General features: G+C 71.2%; 11 protein-coding genes and 1 pseudogene. 4 read left to right on the top strand and 8 right to left on the bottom strand.

The features are described from left to right. The first annotated feature begins 117 nt into the window (after window positions 1-117). Entirely contained in the window at window positions 118-1,314 is a 1,197-nt protein-coding gene (locus ACFC1K_RS00690; RefSeq protein ID WP_375870013.1) for an MFS transporter, read from the top strand. 34 nt (window positions 1,315-1,348) lie between these two features. Here ACFC1K_RS00690 and ACFC1K_RS00685 read toward each other — a convergent pair whose 3' ends face one another. Continuing rightward, window positions 1,349-1,825 (bottom strand): hypothetical protein, encoded by a 477-nt coding sequence (locus ACFC1K_RS00685; protein ID WP_375870012.1) that lies wholly within the window; start codon window positions 1,823-1,825, stop codon window positions 1,349-1,351. A 266-nt stretch (window positions 1,826-2,091) separates the two neighbouring features. Next, entirely contained in the window at window positions 2,092-3,243 is a 1,152-nt protein-coding gene (locus tag ACFC1K_RS00680; protein WP_375870011.1) for a hypothetical protein, read from the bottom strand. Between the two features lie 156 nt (window positions 3,244-3,399). Here ACFC1K_RS00680 and ACFC1K_RS00675 point away from each other — a divergent pair, with 156 nt between their 5' ends. Then, window positions 3,400-4,137: a hypothetical protein gene (locus tag ACFC1K_RS00675; protein ID WP_375870010.1), complete on the top strand. Its 738-nt coding sequence runs from the start codon at window positions 3,400-3,402 to the stop codon at window positions 4,135-4,137. A gap of 6 nt (window positions 4,138-4,143) precedes the next feature. Here the strand turns inward: ACFC1K_RS00675 and ACFC1K_RS00670 are convergent, their stop codons facing one another. Continuing rightward, a complete protein-coding gene (locus ACFC1K_RS00670) occupies window positions 4,144-4,947 on the bottom strand; it encodes an MBL fold metallo-hydrolase (protein WP_375870009.1) in 804 nt (267 codons plus the stop codon). Window positions 4,948-5,049: 102 nt separating this feature from the next. Here ACFC1K_RS00670 and ACFC1K_RS00665 point away from each other — a divergent pair, with 102 nt between their 5' ends. Further along, window positions 5,050-5,853, top strand: coding sequence for a hypothetical protein (locus tag ACFC1K_RS00665; RefSeq protein WP_375870008.1), 804 nt, complete (start codon window positions 5,050-5,052; stop codon window positions 5,851-5,853). Between the two features lie 6 nt (window positions 5,854-5,859). Here ACFC1K_RS00665 and ACFC1K_RS00660 read toward each other — a convergent pair whose 3' ends face one another. The 3 genes and pseudogenes from ACFC1K_RS00660 to ACFC1K_RS00650 form a co-directional block, all read right to left on the bottom strand. Continuing rightward, entirely contained in the window at window positions 5,860-6,945 is a 1,086-nt protein-coding gene (locus ACFC1K_RS00660) for a DUF998 domain-containing protein (protein ID WP_310287493.1), read from the bottom strand. A 68-nt stretch (window positions 6,946-7,013) separates the two neighbouring features. Further along, window positions 7,014-7,643, bottom strand: a complete 630-nt coding sequence (locus tag ACFC1K_RS00655) for an antibiotic biosynthesis monooxygenase (RefSeq protein WP_310287494.1) — start codon at window positions 7,641-7,643, stop codon at window positions 7,014-7,016. Between the two features lie 134 nt (window positions 7,644-7,777). After that, window positions 7,778-8,524 (bottom strand): annotated as a pseudogene (locus tag ACFC1K_RS00650) (hypothetical protein); the annotation flags it as partial. 275 nt (window positions 8,525-8,799) lie between these two features. On the opposite strand from ACFC1K_RS00650, the gene ACFC1K_RS00645 reads away from it, so the two are divergent. After that, window positions 8,800-10,524, top strand: a complete 1,725-nt coding sequence (locus tag ACFC1K_RS00645) for a DEAD/DEAH box helicase (RefSeq protein WP_375870007.1) — start codon at window positions 8,800-8,802, stop codon at window positions 10,522-10,524. Between the two features lie 11 nt (window positions 10,525-10,535). Here ACFC1K_RS00645 and ACFC1K_RS00640 read toward each other — a convergent pair whose 3' ends face one another. Beyond that, a complete protein-coding gene (locus tag ACFC1K_RS00640) occupies window positions 10,536-11,813 on the bottom strand; it encodes a glycosyltransferase (RefSeq protein ID WP_375870006.1) in 1,278 nt (425 codons plus the stop codon). A gap of 247 nt (window positions 11,814-12,060) precedes the next feature. Beyond that, window positions 12,061-12,723, bottom strand: coding sequence for a TetR/AcrR family transcriptional regulator (locus ACFC1K_RS00635; protein ID WP_375870005.1), 663 nt, complete (start codon window positions 12,721-12,723; stop codon window positions 12,061-12,063). Between the last annotated feature and the right edge of the window lie 25 nt (window positions 12,724-12,748).

Raw genomic sequence — 12,748 nt, 5'->3', positions numbered from 1 at the left:
TAGGAGACGGAACCGAATGCGCGATCTCTACATCGCTCGCGAAGTTTCTCGCGGGCCGTCGCAGCGGGATGCGCAGATCGGGCGATTCACCGACACGGAGCGCCCTAGAATCCAGGGATGACCGCGCCGATCACCCTTGCGCGAGTATCGGCCGCGCGGCGCGGGGTCTCGATGCTCTTCATCGCGAACGCGTTGGTGTTCGCGACGATCGTGACCCGCTACCCGGAGCTGAAGGATCGATTCGGCCTCGGCGAGTTGGCGTTCGGGCTGATGGTCGCGTGCGGGCCCGTGGGGTCCGTCGTCGGGAGCCTCCTCGCGGGGAGGTTGGTGAATCGCCTCGGCGCGGTCCCCGTCGCCGTGACGTCATCGGCGATCCTCGGCGTCCTGCTGGTGGGGGCGGGCTTCGCCGGCACGCCGGTCGTCCTCGCAGTGGTGCTGTTCGCGATCGGGTTCGGGGACGCGACGGGCGATGTCGGAAACAACGCACACGGGCTCGCCATCCAGCGACTGATGGGCCGGTCGATCATCAACGGCCTCCACGGGGCGTGGAGCGCCGGGGCGATCGCGGGTGCCCTGCTCGGCGCGCTCGCCCTTCAGCTCGCGATCCCGATCTACGTCCACCTGCCGGTCATGGGTGCCGCCATCATCGCGGGAAGCCTCGGCGCGCTCCCGCTCGTGCGGCTGCGCACCGAGCCCGCCCCGCGATCGGAGCAGCCGCACTCCCATCGGCGTGGTCGGCTCAGCGCGATGCTCATCGCCGCGTGCGCCATCGCTGCCATCGGCGCTTTCCTCGAAGACCTCGGATCCACGTGGGGCGGGGTCTATGTGGTCGCGGAGACCGGTGCCGGCGTCGCCGAGGCAGCGATCCCGTTCGCCGCGCTGATGGGCGCGCTCACGCTGGGCAGGTTCGCGTCCGACGCGCTCGTCGACCGGATCGGCGCCGTGGGCACGGTCCGAGTCGGCGCGGTGGCGGCCTTCGTCGGACTCGTCACCGCGGTGTTCGCTCCCGAGACCTGGGTCGTCGCCGTCGGCCTCGGCCTGCTCGGGCTCGGAATCGCACCGATGATTCCGCTGGCGATGGACGCCTCCGAACGCGCGCCCGGACTCGACCCCGGGACCGGCCTCGCCGCCGCCGCGACGGTGATGCGGGTCGGTCTCCTCGCCTCGCCGTTGCTCGTGGGAGCGATCGCCGAGTGGGCGGGACTTCGGCTCGCGATCGCTGTCTGCCTGCTCGTCCCTGCGGCGGCGCTGCTGCTCGCGGGTCGGCTGCGCCATCCCGAAGATGCCGGCGCGCTTGCGCGAAAGCGATCCTGAGCGCGGATGACGTCGGCGGCGCCGACGTCTGCCGTCAGTCCACCGTCATCACGGAGTGCTCGTTGGTGGCGGTGTCGCACGTCGTGATCCGCCACGTCGGGGTGCCGTCCTCCATGACACGGGCCATCTCGATGATGAGCGGGCTCGGCCACTGCTCGCCGGAGAGCTGAGCCGCCGCGAAGGCGCTGGTGCCCAGCATCCGTTGTTCCGCCTCTGTGAGCTCCGTTTCGTGGGACGCGACCACTTGCATCGTCCTGACGTCGACGATCGACTCCTTGCCGTAGCTCGGGTCGTCCACTCGCTCGCCGAACCCATCCTGCTTCGTGTCGACGCTCCGAAGGCGCCACACCCACGCCGAATCGACGTACTCGAGGCGCAGGCCGACGATGGTCCCGCCGACCGCGGGCGATTCGCCCGGCAGGGCGTCGAGGAAGTCGGTCGGCCACGAGAACTCGGCCGGCATGCAGGTGCCGGGGAAATTCTCCCCGACCGCGGCAGGTGGATCGGGCACGGTCGAACACCCCGCGACGGTCAGTGTTGCGGCGATAATCACCGAACCGACGCAGAGACGGCGTTTCATCGGTGACTCCTCGTCCTCAGCCGGCACCCGGAGCCTACCCCGCCGCGCCCGCGCGATCTTCGACGTCGACGAGCCAGCCGGCGAGGGAGCGCGTCGACCGCACAGGTGGCACGTCGCCGGGCGGCGGGGGAGCGTCTTCCTCTGCACCCGCGAGCCGGCTGCCGGTTCTGGCGCCGGCCTGTCCAGGCCCGCAGTCGTCAGGCGGCAGCATCCGTGTCCGCCGCCGCCGAATCCGCGCGTTCCGCCGTGGCGAGCGTGCGCGTGAAGAGAAGCAGCCAGCCGACGACGAGGCCGGCGCAGACCATCTCGTGCGTGGCGAGGGTGTAGTACCCGATCCAGAAGAGACTCGCCGAGAAGAAGATGCCCGCCGCGACCGCGTACGCGAGCGCGATCATCGGCCAGCGCAGGCACGGCAGCACCCATCGCAGGCCGAGCAGGAAGGCTCCGAAGACGATGGCCATCCCGATGGCGAAGATGTTGTGGCCGACCTGACTGAATGTGACCGGCACGAGCGCGGCGCCGAGAAAGCACGCCGCCAGCGCAAGGAACACGAAGTAGACGATGACGGCCCGCGTGCGGGTCACTCGAGATTCGGTACGCGCCCACGCCTGCAGGCTCGTCAAGAGGTACATCGCGAGCAGCGCGGTGACCCCGCCCGCGATGATCAAGGTCGCGTTGAACACCGCGGACGTGATCCCGCCCCGGCCGCCGAGTTCGCTGAAGTTGAGCCGGTACCACTCGTCGTCCTGCGTGGTCGCGACGCTCACGGTGAACCCGGTCGCCACGACGGCGAACAGCAGCAGCACGAGCCGGGTCGCGGTGACGTGTGCCGCGACCGCGAACGCCGTGTAGCCGCATCCGCCGGCGACGAGCGCGACGATCATCGTCGCCGTGAGCGTGTCGACCGCGGCCCCGGGCCAGATCATCGATGCGGCGTGGAACAGCATCCACTGGACCATGCCGAACACCGCCGCGAGCGAGACCCCGACGGCCGCTGTCATCCACGCCCGCCGAGCACGCGTGACGCCTTTCAGCCAGGCCTGCCGCGGATCGCGGGCGGCCAGGCGATAGCTCACCGACGCGGCCGCGAGCGTGACGGATGCTGCGACCACGATGCCTGCGGCGCCGACCGACGCCCCTTCCCACACGTGTGCGGCGCGGCCCCAGAACCCCAGTGCTCCGGCGGCGAGGCCGATGCCGAAAGCCAGAGCCGCGACGACGATCGCGCGGGCTTCGGTGCGCACGGCGAAGCGTCGCGCTTCGACCACTCCGTCACGGTGCAGCTGCTTCTCGACCAGTACCGCGGCAGCTTCGAGGCGTGCTTCCTGCGTCCACGCGCCGCGTGCCATGGCTTGATTGTCCACCCATCACGGGCCTTTCGGACGGTGCCGCGGTGCGCGACCATCCGTCAGGGAGGCATGAGGGGACACGGATGCTGCGGGCCGCAGCATCCGTCATCGCGAACGCCGCTCCCGCCTGCGAGGGCGCGGGGGTACGTTGAGGCTGTGGACGGATCGTCCTCCGCACCAGACTCCGGCCCCGAGTCGCTCGAGCTCACGGAAGGAAGCCCGCGCCCGTCAGACACCGAACGCGAGCTGGCCGAGCTGCGCGCGCGGGCGTACGGACCGGAGGCCGATATCGAAGCCGACCCGGCGGCGATGGCCCGGCTGGCCGAGCTCGAGGCAGCACATCTGTTCACTGTCACGGCGGAGCGAGCCGGCGGATCGACTGTCGTCGCGCCCGTCCCGGCAGCGGCGTCCGCGGAGCCGACGCGCGACCCGCGGCCGGCCGGCGCTCGCCGACCTTCGCGACGTGCGGGGGTGGTCATCGGAGGGACCGTCCTCGTCGGCGCCCTCGCAGCCGCGGCGTGGAATCTCGTGCCACGTCCAGATGCGACGCTGCAGCAGATCGCCGTCGAGGCGAACAGCGACATCATCCGCGTGCTGAGCGCCCAGGGGAGGGGGCCGGTTCCCTCGACGCTGCGCCGGTTCGAGCCGTACCACGACGTGCGCGTGTGGTCGGTCGAGGACCACGCGGGAAAGGTCTGCTTCATCGTCTGGGACATCGCCGAGAGCGGCAGGTTCTCCATCAAGTGCGCCCCTCCGGGCACGGAGGTCGCACTGACCCTGAGTGTCGCCCGGGAAGCGGACGAGTTCGGGCGATGGCTGCCCGACGGGAGCAACGTCGACTTCCGATTCCGCGAAGACACGGTGGACGTCTTCGTCCGTGCTCCCGCCGACTGAGCGCCGTCAGCGGTGCTCGGCGATCGCCCGCACCTGCCAGTCGTGCACGTCGACGAGCCAGTCCAGCGGAGCCGATGGGCCGATGCGCGAATCGGAGGGAGTGCGGCCGTCGCGCAGGGCCTCGACGTACGCGCGGTCCTGGGCGATGCGCGGGCGCAGCGCGCTGGCGCCGCCGACGGAGCCGTGCCCGGGGATGACGGCCGTGACGTCGTCGGCGACACTCTCGAACAGTTCGAGCGCGGCGAGGTAGTCGCCGATCGGGTCGTCCGCCTGCAGATCAAGGAACGGCATCAGGATGTCGGAGAGCATGTCGCCCGCGACGAGGACGCCGCTTCCCTCGACGAGCAGTGCGGCGTGCCCAGGCGCATGCGCGCGGTGCTCGAGGATGCGCACCGCCGGGCCGTCCCAGGGCAGGTGCGTGGTCCCCTCGGGGAGGCCCGTGATGTGGCCGAGCAGCTCCATCGGGATGTCGTCGGCGTACTCCGGCGGCAGCCCCTCGGCGATCTGCTCCTTCCAGTCCGCCATCGACAGCACTTCACGGATGGATGCTGCGCCCCGGGCCGTGCCCCAGCGCGGCGGGTCGCCGAGATCGGGGTGCCAGAGCACGTGGTCCCAGTCAGGGTGCGTCGAGAAGGCCGCCACGACCGGCCGACCGAGTTCGCGGAGATCGTGCGCGAGGTCTGCGATTTCGGCGCGCGTGATGCCCGGGTCGACCAGGAGCACGCCGTCGCGCCCCTGCACGACCGTGGCCTGGGTCTGGATGAACTCGCTCTCGTGGGTGAGAACGCCCTCGGCGACGTGGTTCAGCATCGGATGCCTCCGCAGGTGGTGTGCGATCGCTCGAGGACGACGCTAGTCCCGCACCGGACCAGCCATCCAGCCCGCGCCCCGCGGCGTGAGACGATGCACGAGATGGATGCCGCGACCCTCGACGAGCTGCGCACGCTGCGCGCCCGCGCCTATGGCCCCTCCGCTGACATCGAGCAGGATCCCGCCGCGCTGCAGCGGCTGCGCGAGCTGGAGGCGAGTCGCGATGCGCCGGACGCCGCGGTGCCGGACGAGCCGTCCGAGGTGCCGACGCACGTCGAGCCCACCCCTGTCGAGGCGCCGGTGCCGCCGCCGGCCGACGACGGCGCCGAGCTCTTCGCCATCGGGGAGTCGAGCGAGACCGAGTCGGACATGCCTGCGTCCGCCAGGCGCCGAAAGCGCCGTCGCCTGTCGAGCCAGTCCGCGGCGCTCTGGGCGCTCTCCGTGCTCGGCGCAGCGGCCCTGGCCGCCGGGCTCACGTATTCGCTGACGTCCGCACCGCCGGTCGAAGCCTCCAGCGGTGCGACGCAGGTCGACACGCTCGAGCCCGATCCGTTCATCGAGGTCCCGGCGGGCTGGTTCGGCGCCGGCCCGAGCTCGATGGCCTTCGAGTACTACGGTCTCACCCTGTTCGAGAGCACCGGCGGCTACACCGGCCTGGGCACCGACTGCTTCGCCGTGGTGGCGACCGAGCAGATGCCCGAGCTCGACGCCGACACGAACTCGTGGTCGATGTCGGGGATCATGTACAGCGGCTGCGGCGCGGGCGCCTTCCCCGCCACCGTGCAGTTCGTCGTCGACAGCAACGCGCCGCAGCAGCTCCGCGACCGCTTCGCCTCCGACAGCGCCCTGCAGTTCGTCTTCGACGGCAGCCGCATCGGCGTCTTCCTCGCGCCCAGCGAGTCCTGAACCGCCTCAGTCCTTGCGGCCCGCGACGCCCAGGAACCGGATGAAGACGGCGATCCAGCCGAAGATCAGCGCGAAGACGATGATCTCGAACGCGGTGAGCGAGAAGTACCCGACCGCGGGGATGAAGAGGATCACCGAGACCACCATCGCCGCGAGGAACGCCCACGCCGCGACGAAGTAGGTGCGGGGCATCCCTCGGAAGAAGCGGGGCCCGCCGATGAGCAGCACCAGGTACATCACGGCCATGCCCGATGCCGAGAGGTTGTGCGCCGGCATGTTCACGTCGACGGGGAAGATGCCCACGCACGCGAGCATGATGCCCATGATCACGAAGAGCACCGGGACGGTCCGCATCCCGCGGGGGTTCTGGAGCACACCCGCCTCGGTCAGCTCGCGCATGTCGTTGGCGACGTAGACGGCGAACGTCGTCACGAGCAGGCCCGCGGCGATGAGGGTGCCGTTGAACACCCAGCTCGAGAGGTCGTCTTCGAAGGTGCCGAGGTGACTGAAGTGGATCGTCCACCACTTCGGGTCGGGCGTCGTGACCATGGCGGTGAGCGTGCCGATCGCGATGAACGTGAGCAGGAGCGACGACATGCGCTGTGTGGTCATCGCCGACACCGACAGGTAGACGAACCACGTCGTCAGGCCGAGCGTGACCGCCATCAGCACGACCGCCCAGAACGTCACGATCGGCAGCCCGATGAAGCCCATCGCGAGCACGCGGTACAGCGCATACACCGCGACGAACGCGAGTGCCGTGTGCACGATGACGACAGAGACCGTGTTGACGATGTATTTCCAGGACGGCAGCGACTGCCGCCACTCCTGACCGGGTCGGTCGCGGGAGCGCCAGTACTCCAGCGTCGACGCGACGGCGGCGACCACCGCGGCGCCGCAAGCGGCCCAGACCGAGAACGAATCGGCGACGCCGGCGAGCTGCAGATCGGGGGCGAAGATCCCCACCAGCAGGCCGTAGATCGCGCCGACGATGCCGGCGCCGAACGCGGCGTAGACCGCCTCCGATTCTGCCTTGCGACCGGGCGTCGGAGGCGCGGCGCCCGGCACCGGCGAGGTGTTCACAGTGCTCACGAGGTCAGAGTACGACTGCGCGAGAACGTCCAGGGTGATCGGCGCAGGAAGATTCGGTCACAGATTCGTCAAGCGCCGCGCTGGAGCCAGGGGCGCAGCATCCGTGTCACCCACGGAAGCACCGCGTACGTCATGACGGGGGTGAGCAGCACCGTCGAGAGGAGCACGCGTGCGATCAGCGGCCACTCCGCGAAGCCCGGGACGAACCCGAGAAGCCACGACGCGAGGAGGTTCGTGGGGAAGAAGCCCAGCCAGATCGTGACGGCCTGCTTCCAGCGAGGCGGAGCGGCCGGGATGGGCTGCTGCACCGGGCCGGTGACCGGTGAAGGCGCGTGACCCGGATGCCTCGGCTCGACGTGCGTGGCGAACGAGGCGTCGAACCATCCCTCGATGCCGGTGCGTCGCTCGACCCTGACTTCGCTCGCGAAGGCACGGCCGGAGTCGAGCCACCATGACCGCTGCGGCGAGTCCTCCCAGGCTTCGAGGGTCGGGATGTCGCGGAAGCGGTAGAGCATGTACCAGAGGTCGCTGCCTTCGCCGGCGCGGACCCAGCCGGAGCCGAGGAACCCCGCGAAGCCTGCGGCGAGATCGGTGCCGGCTTGCATCCAGCTTGTTGCTTCGACGGTGCGTGAGGGATCGATGCGCCGTTCGATCGCGACGGTGATGGGGTGGGCCACGGGTTCTGCCATGCCATCCATTCTGCGGATGCGCGCATCGTCGTGGTCACCAGGATGGGCGCGGGCGACGGCGTGAGGGCGAGTGCGCGCGGCAGCGACAGCAGCCAGAAGCCCATCGTCACGAAGGCGACGAACTCGAACAGCGCGAGGGTGATGAAACCGGCGGTGAGCACACCCATGCCCGTCGCGAGGAGCGCGACGCACAGCATGGTGGCCCGGCGGAATCGGCGACTGCGACCAGGAATTGCAAGTCCCGTCGCGACGGTCGAGACGAACGACAGCCCGAGCGCGGTGGCGATGAGGTCGTGCCCCACCGGGCTCACCGGGATCGGCACGAGCCCCACGCCGGTCAGGAAGAGTCCCGCCGACACGATCGATCCGCGGAACGCGCGTGAGGCACGGCGACGGATGCCGCTGGGCAGCGCCACCGCGATCAGCACGCCGTACACCGCGAGGAGGAAGCCGGAGAAGATGGTGATGCTGTTGAAGGTGCGGCCCGAGAAGTCGGTGTGGGTGCCGAGCTGGGAGAAGTGGAGCTGCCACCACGTGGCGTCGTGCGTCGTCAGGATCGCGACGGCGACCCCGACCGGGAGCGACAGCACGGCGAGCCGGCCGATGCGGTGGGCGAAGTGCGCGGGATCGGCCTTCGCCGCCTCGGGTGCGGCGGGGATCGTGGCGACGGTGGTGGTCGTGACGGTGGTGGCGGTGGCCGCGACGGCGGTTGTCGTCGTCGCCGAGAGGGAAGGCGCGTCGCTGGAGGTGCTCGTCGCGGCGTGCGGGAGCGCCCGTGCGACGGCGGGTTCGGGGTCGACTCGGGTGCGGGTCGGCGCAGTGACGGCGACCGTCGCGCGCGCGGGCGGGACGGTGACCGGTGGAGCGTCGGAAAGGGTCGTGGGAGGCATTCGACTCACGATCGGTTCTGCACGGCGTGCCCGAAGCCGGACATCCCCCCAAAGAACCCCCGGTCCGGGGCCCGTTGGTCAAGACGGCAATTCCCCAGTTCAGCGGCGAACCGCATACCGAAACTGTATCCCGCAGAGCCGGGAAACCGCTGGTCGGTGGTATATGGCGACTCCCTGATGCAGGCATCGTGCCGGGTACGCTGGACGGGCCGGTCCACGCGCCGCGCCGCGTGGACGGCGCGCGGGCGCCGCGGACCCGCACCTGGAGGAGCCGGATGCCCAAGAACAACAAGCCCGGCGGCGGTCGCGCGGCGAAGAACTTCGACCCCCGGTACAACCCGAAGTACCGGGCGGCGAGCGCCGGTCGCGACGCTCAGGACGGCACGCGCCGGCCGGGCGAATCGTCGTCGGGCAAGCCGGGGAGCCGCAGCGCCGGGCACCGCGGACACCGCACCGAATCCACGGACGCCTCGGCACCGAAGCGCCGCTGGACCGAGCAGGAGCGCGCCGGCCGGGATGAGGCGCGGGCGATCCGCACGCACTCGAGGGACGAGCGCGGGCGACCGGGGCGTGACCGCGACGACCGTCGTGACTCGGGGCGCGGCGAGCCGCCGCGCCGGGACGCTGCACCCCGCCGCGACGACGGTGCGCGCCGGGACGCCGCCCCGCGCCGGGACGCCGCTCCGCGCCGGGATGCCGCCCCGCGCCGGGACGCCGCTCCGCGCCGGGATAGTGCTCCCCGCCGGGACAATGCTCCCCGCCGGGACGAGCCGGCCCGCCGTGATGTCGTGCACGAGCGGCTCGACGCCGCCGCGGTCGCACCCGGCGAGGTCGAGGACGTGACGTTCGCCGATCTCGGCCTGGGGCAGAACATCGTCAAGACGATCGCGGAGCTGGGGGCGCAGCATCCGTTCCCCATCCAGGCGGCGACGATCCCGGCGATCCTCGCCGGTCACGATGTGCTGGCGCGCGGCCGCACCGGGTCCGGCAAGACCATCGCGTTCGGTGCGCCGCTCGTCGAGAGCGTGCTGCGGTCGCAGGCCCGGGAGAAGCGCGAGTTCGGTCGCGCGCCGCGCGCGCTGATCCTCGCCCCCACGCGTGAGCTCGCGCTGCAGATCGACGCGACGGTCCAGCCGATCGCCCGCAGCGTCGGCCTCTTCACGACGCAGATCTACGGCGGTGTGCCCAAGGCGCGTCAGCTCGGCGCGCTGAAGCGAGGCATCGACATCGTCATCGGCACGCCGGGGCGCATCGAAGACCTCGTGGAGTCGCGCGCTCTCGACCTCTCGCAGGTGCGCATCGCGGTGCTCGACGAGGCCGACCACATGTGCGACCTGGGCTTCCTCGAGCCGGTGCAGCGCATCATGCGCCGCACGTCCCGCGATGCGCAGCGCCTGCTGTTCTCGGCGACGCTCGACGGCGAGGTGTCGTCGCTGGTGAAGGAGTTCCTCAGCGAGCCGGCGGTGTACGAGGTCGCCGGCGAGACCCAGCGGACCGGCACCATCGATCATCGTGTGCTCGTGGTCGACCACCGCGACAAGCGCGACATCCTGCGCACGCTGGTCGACCGCAGCGGCAAGACGCTCGTCTTCACGCGCACGCGCGCGTTCGCCGAGATGCTCGCCGACCAGCTGGACGACGTGGGCATCCGCGCGCTCGCGCTCCACGGCGACCTCGATCAGGCCCGCCGCACGCGCAACCTCGAGAAGCTCACGTCGGGTCGCATCGACGTGCTGGTGGCGACGGATGTCGCGGCCCGCGGCATCCATGTCGACGACATCGATCTCGTGGTGCAGGCAGACGCGCCCGACGAGTACAAGACGTACCTGCACCGTTCGGGTCGCACGGGCCGCGCGGGACGCTCGGGCACCGTCGTCACGTTGGTGACGCGCGCGCGCCGCGAGCGGCTCGCCGACCTGCTCGACCGGGCCGACATCGAGGCGCCGTTCGACGAGGTGCGCCCCGGCGACGACCTGCTCGAGGAGCTCGCCGGGCGCTGACGTCACGTCGCTCACCGCCCCGACCGGGCCGCGAACCCTTCGAGCAGTTCGGCCGCACGCGGCGCTCCGCCGAGTGACCTGAGCTCGCCTGCTACGCGGGTGGCGGCATCCCTCATCGCGGTGTCCGCCGAGGCGCGCTCGAAGCCGGCCGCGACCTGCGCCGAGGTGGGCGTGCCGGTGCGGAGGTCGACGCCCGCGCCGGCCCACGCGACACGCGCCGCGATCTCGGGCTTGTCGAGGTCGCCGCCGGCGATGACGAGCGGGATGCCGTGGCTGAGCGCGGCGAGCGTGCCGCCCCACCCGCCGTTGGTGATCATGACCGCGGTGCGGGGGAGGAGCGCGTCATGGGGCAGGAATCCGGCAACCCGTGCGTTCGACGGAACGGCGAACGGCAGTTCGTCGCGGCCACGCACGCCGGTGGACACGACGACGAGCACGTCGCGTTCGGCGAGCGCGTCGAGCGCGGGGCGGATGAGGTCGGTGGGGTCGATGTTCTGCGTGCCCTGCGTGACATGGACCACCGTGCGGCCGTCGAGATCGCCCCACCAGGCCGGGAGCGGCGTGGCTGCGGAAGGCGGCGCAGTCAGCAGACCGACGAAGTCGAGGTGTGCGGGCCGGTCGGTGCGGCCGAAGTCGAGCAGGGGCGATCCGCTCGCGAGGATGCGCCGGGGTGACAGCACCGTCTGCTCGAAGGTGAGGGGGTCCGCGGGCAGGCCGACCGCGACCCGCGCGCGCACGATGGGTTTGGTCAGCGGACGCATCGCGAGCGGTGCGATGCCCCGGAGCGCAGCATCCCGTGTCTTCATGATCGGATTGCGGCCCGGCGTGAGGCCCATGCCGCTCGGTGGTCCCTGTCGGCTGGTGAGGTGGAGCGGCAGGACCGCGATCGTGGCCCGCGGGCAGCCGGACCGGTCGGCGAAGAGGGCCGCGCCGATGGAGGTGTCGTCGGCGACGATCGCGTCCCAGGGCGCGCGGTCCCACTCCGCCTGCAGGTCGGCGACCTGTGCCGGGGCGGTGTTGATCATGACGTCTTCGAGGTTGGCGAAGACCTGGCGGAGGCCTTTGCGCCCCTCGAGCCGGGGGAAGGTCGCGCGCAGATCGTTCTCGTCGAAGTCCGGCGCTTCGTGCCATGGCACATGGACGGCTCCGGATGCCTCGATCCCCGCGCGGAAGGCGCTCCCGGTGTAGAAGCGCACGTCGTGGCCGCGTGCGACCAGCGCCTGGGCGACCGAACGCAGCGGGAGGACATGCCCGGTGAATGGCATGGCCGTCACCAGGAATCGGGCCATTGGGACATCGTGTCGCAACCGGGGGAGACGCACCAGGGCCTCGGTGTGTGTCGGTGGGTGCCGGCGAAACAGGGGAGTTTGGCTGAGACCGGGGGTGGCGACCCGTGTTTCGGCGGGAATCCCGTGGTTCGGCGGCGCATGAGGCCACCTCGGTCGGGCATCGGTTCGCCGAGGTGGCTGCTTTCGCCGCTCCGTCGCGGGTGGCGACCACAAGGGCCCACCCTCGCTGCGCCGGGCGGCGCGAGGATCACCCGGCGGGCGCGGCGCCGATCGAGGCGATGAGCTCGGGGTCGCCGCCGAGGGACGTCAGGCGTGCGCGGAGAGCGACCTCGGCGCGGCGGTAGGGCTCCTCGCTCGTGTGGAGCAGCGAGCGGGTGTTCGCGGCCTCGAGGAACGACACCATCTCGAAGGTGAGCTGACGCGCGTCGTCGAGGAGGGGCAGCTCGCCGGCGGCCATCGCGTACTCGATGCTCACGGTGAGGTAGTCCTCCCACTCGCTCGAGGCGGCGACGATCGCGTCGCGGACGACGCCCGGCTTCGCATCGAACTCCACGGAGGTCGCGGCGAAGAAGCAACCGCCGCGGAACACGCGATCGCGGGAGTAGTCCAGCCAGTCGCCCAGCAGCGTGCACACGCGGATCAGGCCGCGGGGTGTGCGGGCGCGGGCCGGCGCGACGACGCGGTCGATGAAGACCTCACGCGCGGCCGCCACCACGGCGAGCTGCAGCTGCTCCTTCGAGCCGAACAGCGTCGCGATGCCGCTCTTGCTGTGGCCCGAGGCATCCGCCAGCCGCCCGATCGTGAGCCCGTCCAGGCCGTCGACCGTCGCGGTGTCGACCGCGTGTGACAGCACGGCGCGCCGCGACTCGTCGCCTCGGAGGCGGCGGCGGTCGACGGGGGCTTGTGACACAACTCGAGATTACCGTACGATCGTT

Source organism: Microbacterium sp. NPDC056057 (assembly GCF_042266945.1).
Lineage (GTDB): Bacteria > Actinomycetota > Actinomycetes > Actinomycetales > Microbacteriaceae > Microbacterium > Microbacterium trichothecenolyticum_C.
The sequence above is the reverse complement of the archived record's forward strand: the minus strand, read 5'-3'. Positions and strand labels throughout refer to the sequence as shown.